General features: G+C 69.9%; 14 protein-coding genes. 4 read left to right on the top strand and 10 right to left on the bottom strand.

Translation table 11 applies throughout. The features are described from left to right. The first annotated feature begins 109 nt into the window (after positions 1 to 109). Together KEG57_RS00270 and KEG57_RS00265 are read left to right on the top strand one after the other, a co-directional pair. Positions 110 to 2,302 (top strand): DUF2169 family type VI secretion system accessory protein, encoded by a 2,193-nt coding sequence (locus KEG57_RS00270; protein WP_272457974.1) that lies wholly within the window; start codon positions 110 to 112, stop codon positions 2,300 to 2,302. A 64-nt stretch (positions 2,303 to 2,366) separates the two neighbouring features. Continuing rightward, a complete protein-coding gene (locus KEG57_RS00265; protein ID WP_272418693.1) occupies positions 2,367 to 2,864 on the top strand; it encodes a hypothetical protein in 498 nt (165 codons plus the stop codon). Here the strand turns inward: KEG57_RS00265 and KEG57_RS00260 are convergent, their stop codons facing one another. Genes KEG57_RS00260 through KEG57_RS00215 form a run of 10 tightly spaced genes read right to left on the bottom strand, consistent with a single transcriptional unit; the run spans position 2,865 to position 20,166 of the window. Further along, the gene (locus KEG57_RS00260; RefSeq protein WP_272418694.1) at positions 2,865 to 4,640 is read right to left on the bottom strand and encodes a HEAT repeat domain-containing protein; all 1,776 of its coding nucleotides are present in this window, start codon (positions 4,638 to 4,640) and stop codon (positions 2,865 to 2,867) included. Then, positions 4,637 to 5,641: a hypothetical protein gene (locus KEG57_RS00255; RefSeq protein WP_272418695.1), complete on the bottom strand. Its 1,005-nt coding sequence runs from the start codon at positions 5,639 to 5,641 to the stop codon at positions 4,637 to 4,639. Before KEG57_RS00255 ends, KEG57_RS00260 begins: the two co-directional genes overlap by 4 nt. Then, positions 5,638 to 7,155 (bottom strand): hypothetical protein, encoded by a 1,518-nt coding sequence (locus KEG57_RS00250; RefSeq protein WP_272418696.1) that lies wholly within the window; start codon positions 7,153 to 7,155, stop codon positions 5,638 to 5,640. Before KEG57_RS00250 ends, KEG57_RS00255 begins: the two co-directional genes overlap by 4 nt. Next, the gene (locus tag KEG57_RS00245; RefSeq protein ID WP_272418697.1) at positions 7,155 to 8,948 is read right to left on the bottom strand and encodes a PAAR-like domain-containing protein; all 1,794 of its coding nucleotides are present in this window, start codon (positions 8,946 to 8,948) and stop codon (positions 7,155 to 7,157) included. Before KEG57_RS00245 ends, KEG57_RS00250 begins: the two co-directional genes overlap by 1 nt. A gap of 33 nt (positions 8,949 to 8,981) precedes the next feature. Next, positions 8,982 to 9,743, bottom strand: coding sequence for a hypothetical protein (locus KEG57_RS00240; protein ID WP_272418698.1), 762 nt, complete (start codon positions 9,741 to 9,743; stop codon positions 8,982 to 8,984). A gap of 8 nt (positions 9,744 to 9,751) precedes the next feature. Beyond that, positions 9,752 to 11,962: a type VI secretion system Vgr family protein gene (locus KEG57_RS00235; RefSeq protein ID WP_272418699.1), complete on the bottom strand. Its 2,211-nt coding sequence runs from the start codon at positions 11,960 to 11,962 to the stop codon at positions 9,752 to 9,754. A gap of 10 nt (positions 11,963 to 11,972) precedes the next feature. Then, on the bottom strand, positions 11,973 to 14,153 hold the full coding sequence (locus KEG57_RS00230) for a type VI secretion system Vgr family protein (RefSeq protein ID WP_272418700.1): 2,181 nt from the start codon (positions 14,151 to 14,153) through the stop codon (positions 11,973 to 11,975). Positions 14,154 to 14,166: 13 nt separating this feature from the next. Then, positions 14,167 to 16,380: a type VI secretion system Vgr family protein gene (locus tag KEG57_RS00225; protein ID WP_272418701.1), complete on the bottom strand. Its 2,214-nt coding sequence runs from the start codon at positions 16,378 to 16,380 to the stop codon at positions 14,167 to 14,169. Positions 16,381 to 16,383: 3 nt separating this feature from the next. Then, entirely contained in the window at positions 16,384 to 17,472 is a 1,089-nt protein-coding gene (locus KEG57_RS00220; RefSeq protein ID WP_272418702.1) for a DUF2169 domain-containing protein, read from the bottom strand. Between the two features lie 60 nt (positions 17,473 to 17,532). Next, positions 17,533 to 20,166 carry a hypothetical protein gene (locus KEG57_RS00215; protein WP_272418703.1) on the bottom strand — a complete coding sequence of 878 codons (2,634 nt, stop codon included), beginning with the start codon at positions 20,164 to 20,166 and terminating at the stop codon, positions 17,533 to 17,535. Positions 20,167 to 20,850: 684 nt separating this feature from the next. Here KEG57_RS00215 and KEG57_RS00210 point away from each other — a divergent pair. After that, the gene (locus KEG57_RS00210; protein WP_272457973.1) at positions 20,851 to 22,563 is read left to right on the top strand and encodes an HAD hydrolase family protein; all 1,713 of its coding nucleotides are present in this window, start codon (positions 20,851 to 20,853) and stop codon (positions 22,561 to 22,563) included. A 54-nt stretch (positions 22,564 to 22,617) separates the two neighbouring features. After that, entirely contained in the window at positions 22,618 to 23,127 is a 510-nt protein-coding gene (locus KEG57_RS00205) for a DUF488 domain-containing protein (protein ID WP_272418705.1), read from the top strand. Positions 23,128 to 23,707 lie beyond the last annotated feature (580 nt).

Genomic DNA, 23,707 nt, shown 5'->3' with positions numbered 1-23,707 from the left:
GGCGCGGATGGGGTCGATTGTCAATGACGCGCGCTCGGGCCCGGAAGCCGCGCCGCAGCGCGTGATCCGAGGCCTCATCGAGCGAGCGGCGCGATGGTAAGCTGACGCCGTGCACGTCTCCGCGAAACCCCCGCTCGCCGTGGCAAAGCTCGTCTGGCAGCCACGCCCCGACGCCTTCGTGATGACGGTCCTCTGCAAGGCCACGTACGCGCTGCGAAACGGGCCGTGCGAGCTCCTCGGTACGCCGGACGCGCCGCAGACGATCGACGTGTACTGGCAGGATGGTTCGCCGCGCAGCATCCGCCTGCCGAACGATCTCGCGCCGTTCAAGCGGCACGTGGACGTGATGGTCGTGGGGCATGCGTGGGCGCCCCATGGCCAGGCCGTGCCGTCGCTCGTCGCGCGTCTCGCGGTGGGCGGCGTGAACAAGGCGATCGTGGTGTACGGCGATCGGTACTGGCTGCCGGAAGGCAGGCTTTCGGACGCGGTGCCGTTCACGCGGATGCCTCTGCGTTGGATGCGCGCGGCGGGCGGGCCGAGATCGTGGAATCCCGTGGGGATCCCGCCGTGCGTCGATGCGACGACGCCGGGACATCCGCCGAATTTCGAGCCGGTGGGTTTCGTATTGCGGAGCCCCACGCAGGAGATTCCGTCGGTCGGGCTCGGGCCGATCGCGGCGCGGTGGCCGACGCGCGCCGAGCACCTGCGCGCGCATCGCAATGCGTGGTCGCACGAGGCGTGGCACGAGCAGCCGCTGCCCGCGGGCGTGGATGCGTCGTACTGGAACGCGGCGCCGAAGGACCAGCAGATCACCGAGCTGCCGGCCCAGGCGCATATCCTCCTCGAACACCTGCACCCGGAGCTGCCGCGGATGATCGCGGTGGTCGAGGATGTCCGGCCGCGAGCGATGGTGACGCGTAGCGGGGGCGGCCCGCAGGAAGTGTGGCTGCGCGCGGATACGCTGCTGATCGATACGGATCGAGGGGTCTGCAGCGTGACGTGGCGCGCGGCGGTGCCGCTCCGGCACGCGAAGGAAGATGGGGTCGTGGTGGTTGCGCCGACGCGGGGGACCGCGGCGGCGAGTGTCGTGCCGAGTGTCGTGCCGAGCCCGGCGCCGAGCGTCCCGCCAAGCGTTCCGCCGAGTGTCCCGCAGGCCCCGGCGATGCCCGAGAGGCCTCGCGGCCCACGCACGATCACGATGCTGACCGACACGGCCCCGAAGCCTGCGGCCGCGCTTCCCTTCACGCCCTCGAGCACGCCGGCGATGCCTCCGCCCGAGCCGCGGCGTGAACGCCCGCCCGTGTCGTTCACGCGGGACGACGACGAGCCGACGCTGACCGGAAACGTGAGCAAACCCGAGGGGTTTTCGACCCTGCCGTTCCAGCGCTCGCCGCTGCGCCCGCTCCCGGAGAGCCATCCGGCGCCCGCGCCCGCCGTGGCGAAGACCCTGCCGCTGATCGATCCGGACGACGATGGGACCGAGACGCGTGTCCCGGAGGCGAGGGCCGTGGCGGCCGCGCCGCTGCCATTCGTCGCGGCGGGCGCAATCGATCCGGACGACGATGGCACGCGGACGCTCGTCCCCACGGCGAAGCCCGCGGCGTCGCCCGCGCTGCCCTTTCGCCCAGCCACGCCGGCCCCGGCGGCGGACGAGCCCGAGCCGGAGACCGAGCGAAAGCCGAAGATTCCGCCCGATGCAGCGCTGCCGTTCGGAAAACCGAGCCCCACGGCGACGCCGCTCTTCGTCCTCTCGGCGCCGGGAGCCATGGTCACGCCGTCGGGAGCCATGGTTACGCCGTCGGGAGCCATGGTTACGCCGTCGGGAGCCATGGTTACGCCGTCGGGAGCTATGGTTACGCCGTCGGGAGCCATGGTCACGCCGTCGGGAGCCATGGTTACGCCGTCGGGAGCCATGGTTACGCCGTCGGGAGCCATGGTCACGCCGTCGGGAGCCATGGTTACGCCTTCGGGAGCCATGGTTACGCCGTCGGGAGCCATGGTCACGCCGTCCGGAGCCATGGTCACCTCCCCGAGCGCAGCCGCGCCGCGCGGGGAGCTCTCGATCGAGCGATATGCGCGGATCAAGGTCGATCTCTGGGGCGCGCGCGACGCGCTGCACGAGGTGCTTTCGCGCTACGGAATCGACGAGGTCGCGTGGCGCGTGCACGAGCGGCAGCAAGCAGAAGCACTCGCGGGCGAGGCGCGCGAGGGCCGCTGTGACCTCGCCCTCGCGCTCTGCGCCGCGTTCGAGGCCGCAAAGGCCCCAGGCGTCGCGCCGCCACCCCTCGGCGGGATCGCGTGATGCGCGAGGAAGCGATCCGCACGCGCCGCGGACTCGTATAGAATCCGAGGCCTCTGGAGGAGCCATGAAGCGTGCCACCAACGTGCGCGGGATCGAAGCAGCGTCGGCGAAACGGGGGCCGCGGCTCCAGCCCGTGCCGGGGCCGGCCCGGCGTCCGGCATTGTTCACGGCCGAGGTGCACGCACTCCGCGAGGACGGCGTCGTGCTCGGAATCGGCTCCACGACCGCACCCGCAAAGCTCGATCCGTCGGTCCACCCAACCGTGATCGAAGGCGCCCGCGCGCGATGCGAGCGCGTGCTCGTCGAGGAAGGCGCGGACGGCACGCTCGTCGTGATCGGCGCGCTACGCACGCAGCCGACGCCCGGCGTAGACGCGGCCGAGAGCTACACCATCAAGGCGAAGCGGATCGCGCTCGACGCCGGCGAGGAGCTCTCGCTCTCGGCGCAGACCGCAGCCGTCGTGCTGCGCGCGATCGGCGAGGTCGAGACGTACGCCGAGCGGATCCTGTCGCGCGCGGAAGGCGTGCACAAGATCGTCGGGCGCATGCTGCGCTTGAATTGATCAGGTTTGCCGGGGCAATGCATCGCGGGCCGCCGCGAGCGCGCGCTCCTGGACGACGATCCAGCCCGCGACGTCGAGGTGCACCGCTCTGCGGGTCACGAGCGCGAGCTCGCGTGCGAGGATCGGCCGTTCGCCTTGGCGCGTTCCGCGCGCCGTGAGCTCGGTGAGGATCGCGGACGGCGTCCACGGCTGGCCAAATCGCATGCGGGGGTTGTCGAGGGGCCGTCGCTCCTCGAACGCGCGTAGCCATGCTGCGAGCCGCTCCTCGAAGTCGCCGCCCGCGAGCGCGCCGGGGCGTGGTGCCGAGCCGCCGCCGATTCGCTCAAGGGCCTGCCCGATTCGATCTGCCTCGTCGAATGCCCCGTTCGCGGCTGCGCGGCGGATGCCTTCGATGAGAACGGGCACGTGGTCGGGGTGCCCGTGCCAGCCGAGCCAGGGCAAACCCTCGCGATCGAGGCTCGCTTCGGTGCCGAGGAGGTTCCGATCGAAGGGGCTGCCGAGGAGGCACAGGGCTTCGAGGGCGATGCGGCGTGCGCGCAAGGCCGCGACGTCGTCCGTGCGGGGACGCTGGAGCAAGGCGCGGAGGTGCTTCGGGCCGCGGGCGTCGCCGAGCGTGGTGAGGGCCGCGGCGGCGCTTGCGCCGGTGTCGGGGTCCGGGCTGTCGAGCAGGCGCGCGAGCAGCGGCGTGGCCGCCTGTGCGGGCAAACGCGCCGCGAGGTCGATCGCCTTGTCGAGCACGGCCGGCGAAGGTGAGGGCCGCATGAGGAGCAGCACCGCGCTCGCCATGTCCACGCGGCCGCGCCGCGCCATCGCGGAGAGCGCGACCTCGACGAGCGCGGGATCGTCCTCGCGACAGAGCTCGACGAGGGTGCGATCGATCGCCTCGTTCGAGCCGAGCGCGAATGCATCGACGAATGCCGGGTACGTCCGTGGGTGCGAGCGGCGCAGTGCCAGCACGACCCAGCGCATCGCCGTCTCCGAGGCGAGACAGGAGAGCGTGAAGGCGAGCGCGAAGGTCCGGCCGAAATCGGGCACGACCCACTCGATGGCGTATGCGAAGAGCGACTCCACGAGCCCGAGCGAGGGCGCGGCTGGATCGAGCGGCCGTTCGAGCGCGACGAGCGCGTCGAGGTTGTCGAGCAGGCGCTGCTCGAAGGGGCCGGCGTCGACCCAGGGCTCGTGATCGTAGAGCCTGCGCAGGCTGCCGAGGCTTGCGATGTCCTCGAAGCAGTCGCGCGCGAGGGCGCGGATCTGCGCGAGCTCCCCCGCGGCGCCCCGCGACGCTGCGAGCAGGGCCCGCCCGCGTGCCCCTTCGGCGGCCGTCGCCTCCTCGCGCGAGAGCACCCGCGGCGGCGGCACGACGACCGGATGTGCCCGCGGGACGCCCACGCTCGCGACGATCTCCTCGTTCTGCGTGGCTTCCGCGGCCGCCCCCAGGGCCCGCGCCGGCAGCCGTCCGCGCAGCCGCTCGCTCGCGTCTGCGAGCCAGCGCGCCGCGCCCTCGATGCGGTTTGCCACCACCTCGTCGAGCGAGATCCGCTCGCGCGCCGCCTTCAGCGCGGTTGAGGTGCGCGACAGGGCTTCGAGCGCGTCCAGGTCGCGCGGTTCGTCCGCGACGAGGCGGGTCAGGAGCGCGATCCCCTCGCGGAGCGCCTCGGCGAGCTCGGCCGTGTCCGATCGATCGGCGATCGCGAGCAGGCTGTCTTCGAGCGCGGACCGCACGCCTTCGAGCAGCGGGCGCGTCGATGTCGTTCCGGGCAAACCTTGCAGCATCATGGCGCCCCCAGGGCGAAGGCGCCGCGGGCGGGGCCCTCGGACGCGAGCGTGACGAGCGCCTCCGGTGCCGGGGCGAACCCCAGGCGAAACGCCATGCACGCGTACGCTGCGTGCACGGCACCGCTCGCCGCGCCCACGTCGCCGAGCTCGTCGTAGAGGCGCGTCTCGATCGTCTTGGCCTCGTCGAAGGCCGATCGGTTCCGGATGCGCACGAAGCTCCACTCTTTCACGCGGTGCCGCTCCCCGTTCACGTCCGGCAGGACCCACGGCACGGGCGCGCGCATCGCCCCGGCGACGCGGAGCGCGACCTCTGTCGCGGCCTCGCCGATCTCCGTCCCGTCCTCGCGCTCCATCCCCGTCGCGACTGCGAGCACGCGCGCGATCGGCGGGGCCGCATCCTGCCGCGCGAGCACCACGAACGCCGCGGCCTCCGACGGGATGAAGCCGTTCCACGCCCCCTCGGCGTGCAGCCGCCGCTCCTTGTCGAGCGCCGCGAGCACGGCCGGATCATGGTGGCTGTCGACGCCGCCCACGACCACGCACGGGCCCGCTCCCGGCGCCGCGAGCGCCGCGAGGCCCCGCGCGAGCGCCGCGGCGAAACCCGCGTGCCCCAGCACCACGGCCTCCGAGGCCGCGAGCGCGACGGCCACGCCCGCGCGTTTGCCGAGGACGTCGAGGAAGTCCGGCCCGAGCGGCTCCTCCTCCTCCGCGCGTCGCGGCGGCAGCGAGAGGAACAGCGGGATCGGCCCTTTCGCCGCGCCGATCCCGCGCGTCGCCTCCACGAGCGCCGGCGCCGCGAGCTCGATCAGCCGCTCGCGCCCCTTGCAGGCGTCGTCGATGCGGATCGCGCGCACGTCTCCGATGGAGTTTCCGCGCCGATCCCGGTGCCCGGTTTTCCCGGGCGAGAGCTTGCGCGCGCGCAGCATGAGCGCCGACTGCCGCGCGTCGAGCCCGAGCGGCGTTGACATCCCCACGCCCGCGACGAGGCCCATCGTGGTCATCGACCGCCCTCCTCACGCGCCCCGCCTTCACCGAGCTTCGGCCCTTCGCGCGGTGTCTCTTCCTCCGCCATGAGGCGCGCGAGCTCCGCGGCGAACGCCTTGTCCTCGGCCGCCTTCTCGCGGAAGCGCCATTCGAGCCGCCCGAAGGCCGCGATCCCGAGCCCCGCCTTCGCGAGCACCTGCGTCGGATCCTCGCGCTTCATCTTCGCCGCGATCGCCACGAATTCCTTGGGCGTGATCGCGGCCTCCCGCGGCGTCGCGAGCGCCTGCGAGGCGCGCCGGTAGGCCCGGACGTACTCCCCGCTCGGCCCGCCGTCGGCCTCCTCGCGCACGCTCGCGAGCCGCTGCGCCCACGCGCGTTCCTCGATCCCCCAGGTGTACTCGTCGATCCTGTGCTTCGCGAGCACCTCGCCGCGAGGCCATCGCTGCTCGGCGAGCTCCGCCGCGACCTGCGCGGCCTCGTGCGGCTGCATCTCCGGCTCGGCGGCGTTCGGGTGTCCCCACGTTTCGTAGCGAGCCATCAGGAGCTCCTCCTGCCGCAGGGCGGGCGGATCCTCGCCCTTCAGCACATCCTCGCGCTCCACCGCGAAGCGGAACCGCCCGCGCGGCAGCTCCCGCAAAACATCGTCCCACGCGCCCGCCGCGTCCTCGCTCCAGCGCCGGGGAGGGGCCCAGCCGATCACGATCCGGTCCACGTCGAGGTGTGGTTTGTCCGTGGTCTCGACGAGCCCGCGAAAGGTCACGTCCACCGTCGATTGATCCAGGTCGATCGCGACGCCGTCGAGGAAGAGCTGCACGTCCCCGCGGCGCACGCGGGCGGAGCTGTAGTCCACGAGCGCGCGCGGCACGTACGCCGGCAGCGCGATCTCCCACGTCGCCGCGGGATCCGGCCCGAGCCCCGCGAGGTAGATCGAGGTCACTTCTTCGACCTCGTACGAAATCTCCGGCGTCCCCGCCTGGTAGACGCTCAGGTCGAACTTCTCCGGGTGCAGGAAATCGTGCCTCGATCCGTCGTGACAGGCCTCCGGCCCGAGATCGATCTCACGGCCGTGCGGCGTCCGCGTATACGGCGGCCGGAGCGGGATCCGCCCGGGTTTGTCCGCTTGCACCAGGAAGGGAAGGCGCCGCGCCCCGAGGCCCACCTCGGCGAGGCGCGGCAGCGCGCTCGGCCCGAGCGTGCCCGAAGGCATGGGGACGATCTCCACGTGCCCCGCGAGCGTCAGATCGACCGCGAGGCGCAAGGGAACGAAATCGTCGATCCGCACGGGCTCACCGGGCGCGCTCGGACCTGCGTGCAGGCGCCGCGGCGGCGCGGGTTCGAGCGGGATCGACCGATGCGTCGCGCTCCGATCGAAGCGGAACGTGGCGACGACGAAGATCGTGAGCCAGTTCCGATCGACGGCCCAGGGCAAGACGCCGACGTGACAAGGCAGGGGTTTGGCGTGGCGCTCTCCGGCGGGACGAACCGGCGACTCCGCGACGAGGATGCGGCGAAAAGGCTCGGCCTTGGGCATCAGTTGCTGATGAGGGTTGCGAGGTCCGTCTTCTTGAACTCGGTCTTGAGGCAATCGGGCCACCACTCACCGGTCTGCTCGTAGCTGTAGAACCAGACGTCGATCTTGATGAGACCCGTGAGCCCCGCCTTGAGCTCGCCGTCGTCCGACTTGAGCGCGAGGCCGGCGTCGCTCGCCTCGAGCAGCAGCGCCCATTCCGCCTGGACCTGGATGCGGCCCTCGATCTGAAGCCAATCACGCACCTGGACGCGGATGAAGGCGTAGATCTTGACCTCGACCGGCAGCTTCACCCCCGCCGTGTCCCATTGCCAGCCGCGCGCCTTCGTCCATTTGAACGAGATGTACGCCGCGGCGGAGATGCTCACCTCGACGCCGAACCCGATGCTCGCCTCGGCGCCCATGCGCTGGATGATCCAGCCGACCGCGCTCGCCGCGACGCCGCCGACGAACGGGACGATGGCGAGGAAGTTCGTGAGCGGGCAGCTCGCCTCGAACGTGAGCTCGAAGAGGAGGCCGCTGACGCTGACCTCCGCGGTGCGCACCATCCGGTAGAGATCCGCGTCCTCGCCCGGCTCCCACTTGAACTGGATCTCGACCTTGAAGTCGTCGCCGGGGGCCTTGATGCTGCCCTCGGTCTCGACCCTGCCGAGGCGCGCGAACTGCTGGACGGTTTCGAGGCTGCGGTTGATCCAGCGGCCCACGCGAATGATGGGCTCGAGCGGGAGCTCGAACGTGAACTCCCCCTCGGGATAACAGTGCACCTCGTAGCTGACCCCGCCGCTGCACGCGCGGCCGGTGATCAGGATCCGCACCGGGTTCTGGTACGCGCGCCAGGCCCAGAGGAACTCGGCCAGCGTGCGCAGGTTGTTCAGCGCCGCTTCCTCGAGCTGTTTGTCGCGCTGGACCTGCTGGTACGCCTGCCGCCCGTCCTGGTTCTCGACCCGCGACGAGCCACGCGCCGCCGCGTTCTGCTGCGCGTAGCGGTTCTTGTCGTTGATCCGCCGGCGCTTCGTCGCGTCCGAATCGTTCTGCGAAATTTCGCCGGAGAACTCGATCGGGCCGCCATACGGCGGGTTCCAATCCTCGCCGAGCGTGATCTCGTCGCCCTCCATCTCGCCCGTCTTCTCGGGGATCGCCGCGCCGAGCGCGGTGAGGCCGCCCGATCGGGTGAGCAGCCACTTCATGTGCGGCGGCTGAACACAATCCGGCGGCGCGTCGGGCACCTTCGCGTTTTTCCGCTTCGCGACGATCTTGATCTCGTCGCCGCGCTTGATGTCGATCTGCGGCATGTTGCCGACGAACGGGGCTTCCTCGTCTCCGCCCTTGATCTCCGACGTGTCGTAGGAGCAGCGCTTGAAGAACTCCTCGGGGTTGTCCGTGAGCAACTCCGGCGGCACGTCCTGCAGGATCTTGCCCGTCGTGTTCGAGTGGTTCTGCGTCGTGGGATCATCGGTCCGCGCGGGCGGTTTGCCCTCGGCGCGGACGTCGGGCGAGCCGGCCGTGGCCCGCGCCTCCTCGCGGTACGTGCCGCTGACGACGCCGCCGCCCGAGTCCCCGTGCGCGGGATCGCTCGGCGTGATCGCCTCGCCCACGCGCACGACGTTGCCGTTCTGGAAGAGCGTTTTTCCGGACGTGTGCTCGACGGCCTTGTCCGTCGTCACGTGGTTGATGTGCGGCACGGGCTTCTGCTTCGGCGGATCGAAGCAGACGTCCGTCGGGCCGATCGTCATCGCGGTGTGCTCGCTGGTCTTCGTCGTGACGCCGCGGTCTTCGTTCGTAACGGTCGCGCCCATCGCTCGTTCCTCCGTCGCCTCGAGATCGGTCCGTCAACAGAAAATGCGCCAGCGCCCATCGAGACGCGTCATGTAGAAGTTCGAGCCCCAGCCGAGCGTGGGTTCGTCGCGGTGCTGCGCGCGCACGGCGGGCTTGCCGGAGGCGCGGCGCACGTAGGCGACGCGGCCGTCGGCGTAGCGGTCGAAGCGCAGGTCGTGCGCGTCGAAGGGCTCCATGAGCCATGGCTCGTTCATCCGCTTCAAGGCCTCGGCGCGCGAGAGGGGCTGCGGGCCGTAATAACGCTCGAACTCGCGCACCTTCAGGTCCATCGCCGTCTCGAAGCGCCCGGCGTCGCGCGTCGCGAACGCGTCGTAGAGCTCCTGCACGGCCGCGCGTTGATCGAGGGTGCCCTCGACCGGGAACTCCTCGCGCGAGCCGCGCCGATACACGGGATCGGGCAGGTCGTCGTCGATGCGGAGCACGCCGCCGCCCACGAGCGGCAGATCGATCGGCAGGCCCAGCGCAGCGACGCTTTTCGGGTAGTCCCAGGTGAAGATGGCGTGATCGATGTCCTCCGCGAGCCGCACGGAGATCTCGAAATGCGGCCCGAGATCCGGCGTGAGGGGCGAGCGCGGCGAGGGCGAGAGCTCCACCGTGATCGTGTTCTCGCCGCGGACCAGCCAGTGCGTGACGGGGCCGACCGGCGCGACGTTGTCGGGGACGATCCGGTCGTAGATCGGGATGCCGTTGATGAGGGCACGCGCGTGCGACGCCGGCCTGTGGAAGATGCGATAGAGGTAGTTCGTGTGGGCCATCGCCTTCCTCAGTTCTGCGACGACGTCGTCGATGCGAGGTTATTGGCCTGCTGCGTGTCGATCGTGATCTCGCTCGGCGCCTTCATGTCGATCCGGCCGCTCTTCAGGTGGATCTCGGTGTCGCCGACCTTCAGCGTGATCTCGGGCGCGGAGAGGGTCGTGCTCGTGGACTCGATGCGGAGCCGTTCGAGGCCCGCGAGCAAGAGCTCCTTCAGCGACACGCCGATGTAGTCGCCCGCCACGGTCGTCGTGCGCGACTCCTCGGCGCGCGACGCGTGCTTCTCGTCGGCCTTGCTGAAGACGAGGCCGCTCACGGTCTCGTTCCGGACCTTCTCCGTGTTCTCGGCCTTGTTGAGCTTGCCGATCTCGACGATCGAGCCGCCCACGACGAGCGTCGAGGTCTTGCCGGCCGTGACCGCGTTCGTGTGCCCGGACTGCTCGAAGACGTGCCCGGCGATGAGCTCCGTCATGTTCTGCTCGACCGCGACGTTGTCGTCCGCGTGCGTGTCGCGCAGGTGCGAGCCGCCGATCGAGATCGTGTGGTCCTTGTGGACCGTGTCCGTCTGCGAGGCCGAAATGGTCGCGGTACGGTTGCCGCCGATGTTCACGGTCAGGTTGCCGTCGACCTTCGACGCGCTGTCGTCCGTCACGTTGATGGTCTCGTTCGCGCCAATCCGGATCGCCTCGTTGCCCTTGACGGTCCGCTGCTCGACGTTGCCGACCTTCTCGTCTTGGTTGTTCGCGACGACGATGTTCTGATCCTTCTGCGCGTGGACGTGGATCTCCTGCGCGCCGGCCAGGTCGTCGAAGCGGATCATGTTGTAGCCCGAGGGTTTGTCCGTCGAGCGCGGCGAGGTCAGCGAGTGGAGCGAGGTGCGCATCTTGCGGATCGGCAGCTCCTCGAGGAAGGGATCCGCCGCGTTGAAGACACGTCCGAGGATGACGGGTCTGTCCGGATCCCCCTCCAGGAACTGGCAGAGCACCTCCCAGCCGATGCGCGGCATCGCCGACGATCGACCCGTGTTGTCCTGCAAAACGGGGATCCAGTGCGAGCAGGTGTCGTCCTTGGGCTGCAGCCGATCCCACGGGAAATGCACCTTCACGCGGCCCCACGCGTCCGTGTGGATGTCCGCGCCCGCGGGGCCCGTCACGAAGCCCGTGAGCGGGTTCGGCAAGGTCGGCACGTGCGTCTCGCAGAGCGGGCGATACACGACGTCCGCGGGCAGCGCCTCGAACGCGACCGAGAACGACGACGCGGTCCGATCCCACGCATGCACGACCTTCGTCAGGACGTACGCGCCGTCCGCGACCCCCGAGGGCGCGTCGAGGAGCGAGAAGATCGTGCCCGTCGCCATGCGCCCCGCCGTCGATCGACCCGCGAGGCGGCGCTTCACGCAGGCGAGCGCCGCGGCCCGGAGGTTCGCCTTGGCCTGGCCCTGCGCGGGCAGCTCGTACTCGCCCGGATAGTCGTACCACTCGGGTCCCCACGCCGTCGGGCCCTTGGCCGAGACGTCCATGTCGAGGCGCGGCCGCTCCGGGTTGAAGTCGCGCAGCGAGACCTTGCCCGCCGTCGCGCGGCCCGCCCAGCCGACCTCGAAGATCGCGTCGCGGTTCTCGTGCAGCCCCGAGTCATGGTGGAACGCGAGCGTCCCCGGGCCCTCGACATACGCGCTCGTGAAATCGCCGAGGACCATGCGGCCCTCGTCGTCGACCACGTAGAAGATCCCCTCGTCCTCGAGCAGCCGCGCCGCGAAATCGAGGTCCGACTCGCGCATCTGCACGCAGTACGGGCGCTTGACGTACGAGCCCACGAGCCGCGGTTCCACGGTCACGCCGTGCGCGCCGATCACCTCGGCCACGATCTCGGGCGCGGATTTGTCGCGGAAGATCCGGATGTCGACGCGGTGCCGCGCGGTCGCGAGGCGCGGTTCGAGCACGAGCGTCACCTTGCCCGTGCCCGCGTTGCCCTTGCGCGTCGCGGCGCGCTTGATCTGGGTCACCACGCCCTGGATCCGCCGCTCGTCGGCGGCGCGCGTCAGCGTGACCGTGGCGTCCGTGAAGATGAGCGCGTCCGGATCCAGCGCATCGGTGGGCTCGACCTGGAGCGTGATCTCGAAGCGGTACGGCCGCGAGAGCGCCTCCTCGCCCGTGATCGTCTTGACGGGGTACGTCGCGCCGCCGAGCTCGATGAAATAACGAAGCGGATCCTCGGTTGCCACGGCGTCCTCCTCAGTTGTGCTCGATGATCCCGCTGTCGGCGTCGAACGTCGCGCCCGACAGATCGAGGCTCGGGGTCGTGATCGTGATCGCTTCCGTGGTCATCGTGAGCACGCTCGATCCGCACGAAAACCGGATGCTCTCGACCGCCTCGATGTGCACGACGGGCGCGCTGCCGAGGACCGACGACGTGACCTTCCACGTCGACGTCGTGTCGGCGTTGTCGAGGTACTTCTCGTTCGAGACGCAGACGATCGAGCCGCCGACCTCCTCGTTCCACACCTTGTTCACGTCGAGGGCGCGGTCCTTCTTCGCCACCTCGATCTTCGAGCCGGCGATGACCTGCACCGAGTCCTTGCGCGCGACCTCGGAGACGTCCTCGCCCGCGATCTTCACGACGCTGCCGCCGACGACCGTCACCATGTCGCGCGAGGTCCGGTTGATGTTGTTCGGCGTGATCTCGATCAGCGACCCGCCGACGGAGAGCGTGCGATCCCCCTTCACGGACGTTCGGTGCGCGTCGCCCACGCGGATCGTCCGCGAGCCGCCCACGGTCTCCGTCTCGTTGCCCGAGACCGACTTGATGCGCAGGCCCGAGACCGTCAGCGTCTCGTTGCCGCCGATCCGGATCTGCTGATCGCGGATCACGCGCTCCTCCTGGGAGGCGTGGATCGTCAGGTCGTGGTTTGCCGCGACCGTGCGCGTGGAGTCGTTCTGGATGCTCTCCCAGCGCGAATCGAGGACGATGTAGTTCATGTCGCGCGAGGCGTTGATGAACATCTCCTCGGCGCCCATCCGGTCCTCGAAGTAGATCTCGTTCGCCGTGCCGTCCGCGGGCACCGTCGCCGTCTTCCACACGACGCGTGTCATGTTGCCGGGCAGCTTGTACTCGGGCAGGCGCTGGCCGTCGTGGATGCGCCAGATCACGCTCGGCGCGTCGACGCCGCCCTCCTCGTTGAAGGTCGCGACGTTCCAGCCCATGCGCGGAAACAGCATCGATCCAGGGGCCGCGCGCTGCGCCACGCGCATCCACGTGCCGCCCTTCTCGTTGCGCGGGCCGAGCCGATCCCAGTGCAGGATCGTCCGCACCCGCGCGAGCTCGTCCGGATGCACCTCCTGCCCGTCGGGCCCGATCACCTGCCCGAGCTGGAGCCCCGCCTGCTTCGCCTCCGGCGTCGCTCGCTCGGGCCGGAACGCGACCTCGGCCCGGATCGCCCAGAAGCGCGTGTCGCACGGCTGATGCTCGTCGCCGTCGACCTCGACGCGCGTCACGAGGTAACGCCCGTTCAGCTTGCCGACCGGGTGCCCGTCGATCTCGAGCGTGACGCCGGGGTAGGGGCGCACGCTCGTCGACAAACCCATCACGCCCGCCCGCGCGGCCACGGCCGCGTCGCGCTGATCTCGCACCCGCACCGCGAGGATCGCCTCCATCCCCGTGCCCCCGCCCGGCGCGTCGTACACCTCGTGCCGGCCCGCGCCGGCCTGCGCCTTGATCGGCACGAGCGGACGTTTGAGGTCGTACGACTTCGCCGCGAACCGACCCGTCGAAGCCGCGCTCACCGAGCCGAGCTGCGTCACGGCGTCCTGCTTCGGCTGGAGCGCGCTCTCGCGCACCCACGGCAGGAGCGCGCCGCCCGGCATCTCCGGCGCGGCCGTCGAGTTGTCCGAGAAGACGGTGATCGAGCCCGCGTCGTGATCGAACCAGTAGTAAATCCCCTCCTCCTCGAGGAGGCGGCTCACGTAGGTCCAGTCGTCCTCGCGGTACTGCGCGCGGTAGGGGTAGCGCGGGTAGCTGCGCGTGAGCGCCCAGCGGTATTTTCCGGTGTAGTCGGCGAGCACATCGTCGACCACGTCTTGCACACGGACGTCCTGCGACGCGTAGCAGTCACGCCCGAGCGACTGCCGCCACATCATCGGCCGGAGGACGAGCGTCGCCCGCCCGCGCTCGCTATCGAGCGCCCGTGCGCTCGCCTCGGCCACCACGCCCGTGACCACGCGCTCCTTGTGCGCCTGATCCCGCAGGGTCAGCGTCGCCTCCGCGCCGATCACCACGTCGACGTCGGGCAGCGGCAGCTCGACCTCGACCTCGACCTCGTACCGGAAGAGGGTCGAGAGCGCCTCCTCTCCGCGGAGCGAGAGCACGCGGCGCACCTCGATCCCCGTGACGACGACCTCGGCGAATGCAAGTTCCATCGCGCGTTCTCCTTCAGGGCGTCAGCTTCTCGGGGTTGCCACGCAGGGTGATCTTCGTCTCGCTCTCCTGCTTGAGCGGCCCGGTGATGGTCACGTTCCCGGGCGTCATCTCGATCGAGAGCGCCCCGGCGCGGAGCGCGATCGAGGCCGACGAGACGAGCTCGATCACGCGGCTCCGGAGCTCCATGCGCTCCGCCGATCGGAAGAGCGCCGAGCCGCCCACGTTCACCTTCGTCTCTTTCGCCGACACGCTCATGTCGCTCTTCGACTTGCGCAGGACGAACCCGCTCACGAACGTGCCGAGGTTCTCGGCCACCGCCTCCTTGACGCTCTCCTCCATGCCGATCGTGATCTTCGACCCGCCGGCGTACTCGAAGAGCATCTCGCCGCCCTCGTGGGCCACCGAGCCGCCCGCCATCGAGATCGACGAGCCGCCCACGATGCGCGTCAGCGTCTTCTGGATCGAGCGATCGATCGAGCCGGTCTCGTCGTTGCCCGAGCGCGTGTAGCGGGTCCCGCCCACCGTCTCGACGTCGTTCTCCATCACGGAGGTCTCGACGCCGAGCGTGACGTCGATGGTCTCCTCCCCGCCGATCGTGTGGTCCCGGTCCACGTTGACCTTGTGCACGACGTGCCGGCCCACGGTCCGCGTCTGATTGCCGCCGATGTCGATCGTCTGGTTTTTCTCGACCGTACGCGTCGAGTTGCTCTCGATGAGCACCGTCTGGTTGTTGCCGATCGTCTCGGTCCGGTCGTGCTGGACGAGGGTCTTGAAGTCCTTCTGGGCGTGCCAGTCCATGTGCATCGAGCCGGCCGAGTCCTCCAGGCGCAGCTCGTTGAACCCGGCCTTGCCCGGGTACGTCTCCGTGCGGATCGTCATCCGGTTGCGGAACGAGGGCTGGTTGTACATCGGGACCATCTGCCCGTTGATCTGCCGCGCGAGGCCCACGGGGCGCGTCGGATCGCCGTCGATGTAGCCGACGCTGATCTCCCAGCCGACACGCGCGAGCGCGATCGAGGTCGAGATCTCCTGCGTCATGCGGATCCAGCGCGAGTCCTCGTCCGTGCCCTTGGCCTCGCGATCCCAGTGGAACTGCACCTTCGCGCGGCCGTAGGCGTCCGTGTGGATCTCCTCGCCCGCGGGGCCACGCACCATCGCCGTGTGGTTGCCCTCGATCTCCGGGCGCTCCGTCCGGACCGCCGGGCGGAACGGGACGTCCGCGGGGATGGCCCGGAAGCGGTTCTCGTAGTGCGCGACGCCCGCCTCCTCGCGATACTCGTGCTCCACGTGCACGAGCAGGTAGCGGCCGCTGAAGCTCGCGCCCTCCTCGTGCGTGAACGAGAAGATGCGCGCCGGCGCGAACGAAAAGACCGTGCTCGTGCCCTCCACGAAGCGCTTTTCCGCGCAGAGCGCCTCGACGCGGAGCTTGGCCAAAACCTCGCCCGCCGCCGGATCACGATACCCGACGGGGTAATCGTACACCTCGAGGTGCGTGTCCTTCGCGCCCGTGGCCGAGGCGAGGAGTGACAGGGCCGGCGTCTTCCAGTTGTGGTCGTTGACCGTGGCCTTGCCGGATCCCACGACCGCGCCGCGCTCGAACGAGGTGACGCCGAAGTCGCCATGCGAGAGCGCGCCCGCCGAATCGATGAGCTCGAACTCCGCGCCGCCCTCGACCTCGGGCGAGGCCGAGGACGCGTCGCCGACGATCATCGTGCCGTCGGGATCGAACGTGTAATAAAAACCCTCGAACTCCAGCATCCGCGACACGAATGCGAGGTTTGTCTCGCGATACTGCACGCAGTACGGCTGCGACGCCGATTGCCGCGTGGTGCGCCACGCGTGTTTGACCGAGCCCTCGCCGAGGACCTTCGAGACGATCGGCTCGGCGGGCTGGTCGCGCCACTTGCGCGTGTTCTTGTCGAGGCCGAGGAACCAGAGCGAGGGCCGGAGCTCGAGCTCGTAGTGCAGGTGGCCGTCCTTCTCGTCGAGGAAGCGGCCCCGCGCGAGCTGCATGGAGAACCGCCGCTTCTCCTGCCCGTCCCAGAAGATCACGACCGTCGCCGGCTCTTCGAGCAGCCCCTCGACGTCGAGATCCGAGCCCACCGCGACCTCGACCCAGGCCCCGCCGAGCTCGCTCATGCCCTCGTCCACGCGCAGCCGGAGCGCCGGCCAGGAGGCGTCGCCGATGCTCAAGAAGACTTCGATCCGCAACGCTTTCTTGCTCATGGCCTACACACTCCTCGCGCGCGTCGGATCCGCGGCCCGTCCCGCCCCTACGCTCCGGCTCGGGTCGCGGATCACGTCCTCCGGGAGCGTGCCCACCCCGAGCACGTAGATCCGCTCGAGCCGCTCCCATTTTCGCGGCAGCACGATCGACGCCCGCCACGTGAGCTCCACGGCGCGGGTCTCGGTATCGATCAGAAACCCGTCGAGGTGCGTCTCGTACGCGACCTTCTTGCCGTCGATCTGGCTGCCGAACTGCACGGCGTACCGGGGCAAACGGAAGCGCCAGACGCCGTCCGGCAAGACGCCGCCCACCTCGACCGGCTCGTCGCCGAGGAGCGGCGTTCCGCTGTGCAAACCCGGGACCGACCAGGTGTGGTGCATCGGATCAAAATCGCGCGGCCGCACGGGCGCGCGGCTCTTCGACCACGCCGCGTCGTGCGTGCCGATGCGCGAGCGCCGCGGCTCCCAGTGCGCCGGGATCGGCGCGAAGGCGCCGTACGAGGCGTGACACGGGGCGCCGCCTTCCTCGATCGAAGCCGGTTCGAGCGGCGGCGCGGGCTCGCCGAGGAGGCGGGTGGGCTGGCTTGAAAAACCCATCCCGATGGGATTCGCAGGCTCGAACGCGCCCGTGATGGGGTCGAGGCCGCCGTGACACTTGTCGAAGCGGAGCGGCACGGGCTCGACGAACGGCGCGGGATCCGAGGGAGCGACGGCGCCGCGCCAGTTCTTCACGTGCACGCGCGGCCCGTGCACGACGACGACCTTGCGCAGCGTGCCGACCTGGAGCCACGCATAAACGCGCCCCTTGGTCCCGGCTGAGCGCGGCGGCGGATACGCGACGCCCACGAGGCCGACGTCGGTGCCGGGTTTCTCGTCGGCCACGAGATCCGCGGGAAAACGCACGCCCCCGCCGCCGTCCCCCTCGTCCACGCGACGCACCGGCGCGAGCGCGAGCCTCGGCGCGCCCTCGCGGCTCACCTTGTAGGCGACCTTGGCGACGACGACGGCGACGTCACGGCCGTGACGGTCCATCATCGTCTCGCCGTCTACGCTCGCCCAGCTGATGTTCTCGACGAGCGTTTCGAAATTCATTGCGGAACGGATGGTAAACGCGGAAGGCGCCGCGCCACAAGCGTTCCGGGCGTGAACGAATCAGGAATCGAACGCGAGATCGGTGCGGGTCTCGCGCTCGCGCGGCGAGATCCGCGCCGTGGCTTTGCGCGCGCGCAGGTGATCGCCGAGGTCGAGGAAGAGGTGGGCGAGGCTCGTATAGATCTGCGCGGCCTTGCGCGTGCCCGGCTCGAAGCCGCGATCGGCCTCCTCCAGCGCGCGGCACGCGTTCATGTATGCGGCGTCGCGATCACTCTTGCTCACGGCGAGTCGCGCGAGGCTGTAATGGATACGCGCCATTCGACGGTGCGGGGTCGCGCCGGTCGAGGTCATGGCCATTTCGTTGTAAAAGTTCAAAGCCCGCTCGAGCCGCTCCTGCGAACGCGGCGTCGTGCCCGAGAGGACCTCGACCCAGCCGAGATCCATGTCGATCTCGGCGCAGAGATCGGCGGGCGCCGAGCCGCGGCTCCCGAGGTCGTGGGCTTGTTCGAGCAGCTCGCGCGCCTCGGCATACGAGAGCTCGCGCGCGCGCTGGTTGCCCACGCGGGCGAGGAGCTCGGCCGCGGGGACGAACTCGATCTGGTGCTCGACCGCGGCCTTCGTGGTCTCCTGGACGTGCGGCCAGAGCTCGGTGCGCTCGCGCGCGCTCGCCTCGAGGTAGGCCATGAGCAGGAGGTCGAGCGCCTCGTGCAGGGCCGCGATGCGCTGATCGGGCGAGAGCAAGTCGCGCACGCGTGCCCGGAACGTGGGCTCGTAGGAGACGACATCGGCCTCCTCGCGCAAGAAGCCGAGCTTGAGCAGGACCGGCAGGGCCTCGCCGAGATCGCCGAGGCGCTCGCGCGGCAGGTCCGCCTCGGCGAAGAACGCGAGCACGCGGGCGAGGCGCACGGCGCGTGGATCCTTGCGGCTGGCCTTGAGGAGGGCGCGGTCGGGCGAGACCTCGACCTCGGCGTCGACGCCGGCGAGGGCGCGGAGCTTCTTCTCGATGCTCGTGAGCTCGGCGCCGTGGGCGTCGTCCGAGCCCGGCATCGGCAGCTTTTCGAGCGCCTTGCGGGCGAGCTCGGGCTTACCTTGATCGAGCACGACGCGGCCGAAGACGGCGGCGAGCTGCGCGGGCGTGGGGAGCAGGCCGGGGAACTCACGCGACCAGCGGCCCGGCAGGGCCATCGGCGAGAGGAGGCGCATGGCGCGGTCGAGATCCTCGAGGCCGCTCTCGATCTCGCCGTGGTACGCCTTGGCGACGGCGTGCGCGTGCCAGGAGAAGACGTCGCCGCCGGGCATGAGCTTGCCGAGGATGGCGCCGTGTTTCTCGGCGACCTCGCGCGAGAGGAGTCCGTCGTACGTGCCCTCGCGGCAGCGAGCGATCCAGCGGAGCGCGAGGACGAGCTGCTGGGTCGTCTCCATGCGGCTCGACTCGACCTCCTCGTCCTCCTGAGGATCGTCGAGCCAGAAGAGGGCCTGCTCGGCGTGGTTGACGAGGAGGAAGGCGGCCGCGCGGAGGATGTCGGGCTGCTCGCGCGAGGGGATGGCGATGACGCTGCGAGGCTGGCCGGCCCAGAGGAGGAGGCGACCGGCGGCTTTTTCGGGCGGGCGCGGGCGGTTCGGGTCCTCGGAGTCGGGCGGCGGGGCGTGGACGAGGTCGGCGACGGCGCGACCGAGCGCGGCCCACTCGGCGAGGGGACGGCCCTTCTTGAGGTCGGCGCGGAGGGCGGTGACGACGCCGTGCAGGTGCTTCGAGGAGCGCAGGAGGTTCGCGAGGCGCGCGTCGGCGCACTCGGGCGACCACTCGGAGGCCGGGAGGAGCCCGCAGGCGCGGCCGATGCTGCGGAAGACGTCCTCGTCGATCTCGCCGGCGACGCTCTTGGCGTGAGCGAGGCCGAGGTGCGCGGCGCCGGAGGAGGCGTCGAGGCGCAGGGCGGCGCGGTAGTGCTCGACGAGCGTGGCGGGATTCGTGCCCTCGTGCTCCTCGTGCTGGGCCGCGACGAGGTGCATGAGGACGAACGACTGCGCCATGGTCGGCGCCTTCGCGACGCGCGTGGCGGCCGGCGGGCCGAGGAGGATCTTCCACTTGCGGTTGTGCTCGTAGAAGCGGTCGATGGTGGTGACGATGCCCTCGGTGCCGCCCTCGCCCTCGTGGCGGCCCGCGATGCCGATGAGGCGCTGGCGGCTGTCGAGGAGGGGCCCGCCGGCCTCGTTTTCGTGGACGACCTGGAGGAGGCGCGGCAGGGGCGGGAGGGTGTCGGGCTGGGACTTGCGAGGCGGCGGCTCTTCGGGTTCGCCGGCGATGAGCGAGACGCTGCTCCAGTGCAGGACGACGGCGCGCTTGGCGAGGGCGTTCTCGACGCTGTCGCGGAAGCCGACGAGGGTGACTGGGGTGTCGAGGTCGAAGTCCTTGAACTCGTCGGCCGGCATGAGCCGCAGGACGTGCGGCAGCTCCTCGGCGCAACGGAGGATGGCGAGGTCGCCCTCTTCGGGCGGCAGGACCTGCACGATCTCGGCGGTGCGGACCTGCTCGCCGGCGCGGAGGAGTTTTACGTAAGGGGCGTTCTCGCAGACGCGCCCGACCGTGAGGAGGTGGTGGGGGCCGACCGCGACGGCGGTGAAGTGGCCGCCGCCGGGAGCGAAGGCGAGCCAAATCGCCGCCTCGACGGCGGGCTGCGGGGAGGGGGCCACCATGGGCGCGAGTGTACCGGAAGCGGGCCCCGGAGAGGTAGGAAGTGATGGACGGGCAGGAAGCGGGCGTGGGAGCGGGAGCGGGAGAGATCACCTTCGCGACGCTCGTCGTACGCCACGACCGCCGCCGGCAGCGCAAGCGGGTGCGTGGTCATGGAAAGAACCCACGGGGAATCCTGCAAGAGGTTCAAGAGCGGGTGGAGTTACCCGCGCGGAAGCCACCTCCAGGCCGAAAGCTCGTACTTGACCCCTCCTCGGAGACCTCCCGAAGGTCATCGGCGCGATATCGATGCCGACACGCGGACCTTCCCGAGCCTTCCGGCTGGGGGTTGATGTCGGCTTGCCGACCTCGCAGTGGTCTCCGGCTGGGGGTCGATGTCGGCTTGCCGACCTCGCAGTGGTCTCCGGCTGGGGGTTGATGTCGGCTTGCCGACCTCGCAGTGGTCTCCGGCTGGGGGTCGATGTCGGCTTGCCGACCTCGCAGTGGTCTCCGGCTGGGGGTCGATGTCGGCTTGCCGACCTCGCAGTGGTCTCCGGCTGGGGGTCGATGTCAACTCAACCGCGCTCCAGCGCCGGGCGGACGAGCTCGAAACATGAGCGTTACCGGTCGAGTTGATGGGTGTTGTCATACCTGCGTTGCCATGCGCCACCGATTGACGTCCTCCGGTGCCGCGCAAGAGAGCGCGCATGCGATACCTCGCGCTCACGTGCGACTATGACGGCACGCTCGCCAAGCACGGCGCGGTCACCGACGAGACCTTCGCAGCGCTGGAGCGCCTGCGCGCGACCGGCCGGAAGGTGGTGCTCGTGACCGGACGCGTCCTCGGCGACTTGTTGGCCATTCTCCCTCGCCCCGAGCTTTTTGATCGCATCGTCGCCGAGAACGGCGCCGTCCTTTATCGTCCCATCGGGCGCGAGGAACGCGTCCTCGCGGAAGCACCGCCGCCGTGGTTCGTCGATAGGCTTCGCGAAACGGGAGTGGGTCCTCTCTCTGTGGGTCGCGCCATCGTGGCGACGCATGCCTCGCAGGATCGTGCGGTGCTCGACGTGATTCGACAGAGCGGCCTGGAGTTACGGATGGTGTATAACCAGGACGCACTGATGGTGCTCCCTGCGGAGGTCGGCAAAGGCAGCGGTCTCCGCGTCGCCTTGCAAGAGCTCGGAATGTCGCCGCACGAGGTCGTAGGCATCGGCAATGCCGAGAACGATCACGCCTTCCTCGCGCTCTGCGAGTGCTCCGCGGCCACGGCCGACGCCGTTCCATCGCTCAGGGAGCGCGCGGACCTCGTAACGAAAGGCGAAAACGGGCGGGGGGTCATCGAGCTCGTCGACGGGCTCCTCGACGACGACCTGCGCCACGTCGAGCCCCGCCTGACGCGCCGGCACGCGCTGCTCGGTACGACGGACGACGGCCAGCCGCTGCTCATCCCTCCGTACGGAGGCAACGTCCTCGTGGTGGGCCCGTCCGGCAGCGGCAAGACGACATTCGCAATGGCGCTGCTCGAACGGCTGGCGGAGCAATCGTACCAGTTCATCGCCATCGATCCCGAGGGTGACTATTCTCGATTCGAAGACGCCATCGAGCTCGGGGACATGCGTCGTCCGCCGAGCATCGACGAAATTCTGCGCGTGCTCGACAACCCCGACACGGACGTGTCGGTCAATCTCCTTGCAATCGCGCTCGGCGACAGGCCTGCGTTCCTCGAGCAGCTCTTCCCCCGGCTGCAATCGATGCGCGCGCGGACGGGTCGACCCCACTGGATCCTGATAGACGAGGCGCATCATGTCTGGCCGTCCGCTTGGGGACCCGTGTCCCTCACGTTTCCGCAGGAGGTGGGCGAGCTCGTCCTCGTCACCCTCCATGCCGACGAGATTGCCGTCCCGATCCTCGAGCGTATCGACGTCGTGATCTCGGTCGGGCCGATGCCTGAACCGGAGCTCGTGGCCTTCAGCGTGGCGATCGGAGTCCCACCGCCTCCGGTGACCGAGCCTCCGCGCCCCGGGGACGTGCTCGTATGGAATCGCGGCGCGGGTCAAAAGCCGCGCTGGGTGACGCCGGCGCCAGGGCGGGGGGAGCACCTGAGGCACCTTCGGAAGTACGCCGAGGGCAACCTTCGCGAAAAGAGCTTTTATTTCCGGGGCCCGGACGAACGGCTGAACCTTCGTGCCCGTAACCTGGCCGTATTCGTCGAGATCGCAGACGGGGTCGACGACGAGACGTGGCTCTACCACCTCGCGCAGGGCGATTACACGCGTTGGTTTGCCGAAGCGGTCAAGGACCCTGCCTTGTCAGCGACGGCCGCGGAGATCGCCGCGCGCACGGATCTCACGCCCCGGCAGAGCCGCGCGTTGATCTCCGAAGCCATCACGACCCGCTACACGCTGCCTGCCAGGCCGTAGTCGTGCAAGTCTCCCATGTTTCGTTCTCATGTTTCGTCGAGGAAGGTTTTGATCATGACCGGTCCACGGGGCGGAACGCGACAGGCACGAGGCGGCGGCAATACGATCTGCGCGGTCCGGCTCAAGCGGGCATACGAGGAACCTGAAGCGGCCGACGGGTACCGGGTGCTCGTGGACCGCCTATGGCCGCGGGGCGTGCGCAAGGATGCGCTTGCGATCGATGCCTGGATGAAGGAAATCGCGCCGAGCGCCGAGCTTCGGCGCTGGTTCGGTCACGATGAGGCCCGATGGGAGGAGTTCGCGGTGCGTTATCGCGCCGAGCTCCGCCAGCAGCCGGCTGCGAGGCTCGTGGACGAGCTCGTGGAGCGGGCAAAGCGGGGGACGGTGACGCTCGTCTTCGGGGCCAAGGACGAGCACCACAACCAGGCGGTCGTCCTCCACGGCGTGATCGCTCGGATGTTCCGCGGGACCGTCAAGGCCGCGTCGCGTTCGTCGGGGCCCGGTGTGAGGTCGACGTCGTCCGGCGCCTCCACGGCTTCGCGCAAGGCGTCGACCCGTCTCTAGCCAGTCCACGAGGGTATCCAGCCCGGCGGATCGCTTGCGGGAAACGATTGATCGGACTCTCGATCCACCCGCTCCAAGATGTCTCCGGATTCTCGCGGACCGGACGAGCTGCCGACGCTCCTCGGCTTTGTCAGCCGCTGCTGTGCCGATTCCGGCGGAGCGTCGGCCTCGAGCACGCCGGGGCCATGATCGACGAGTGCGAGAATGTGCGCCATGGGCGGGAAGCCTGCTGTCTGCGGACACCATCGCAAGCCACCTGCGTGCCTCTCTTCATGGTTCGCTTTACTCGACCGTTGAGCCTTCATTCGGACGGGTCATCCTCGGCGGACGTGGAGCTACGGTTTCAAGCTCGGGGACCGCGAGCGCGCCGCGGGGCGCTTGCGTGAAGCAGCCAAAGCCTACCGCCATCGGTGCGCGACGATCCGGCTCTGCCCTCGGCGACGGCTGTGGCAAGCGCCCGTGCGCTTCGGCTACGTAAGGCGCGTTCTCGCAGACGCGCGCGACGGTGAGGAGGTGGTGGGGGCCGATCGCGACGGCGGTGAAATGGCCGCCGCCGGGAGCGAAGGCGAGCCAAATCGCC

The organism is Polyangium jinanense, assembly GCF_028435365.1.
The sequence above is the reverse complement of the archived record's forward strand: the minus strand, read 5'-3'. Positions and strand labels throughout refer to the sequence as shown.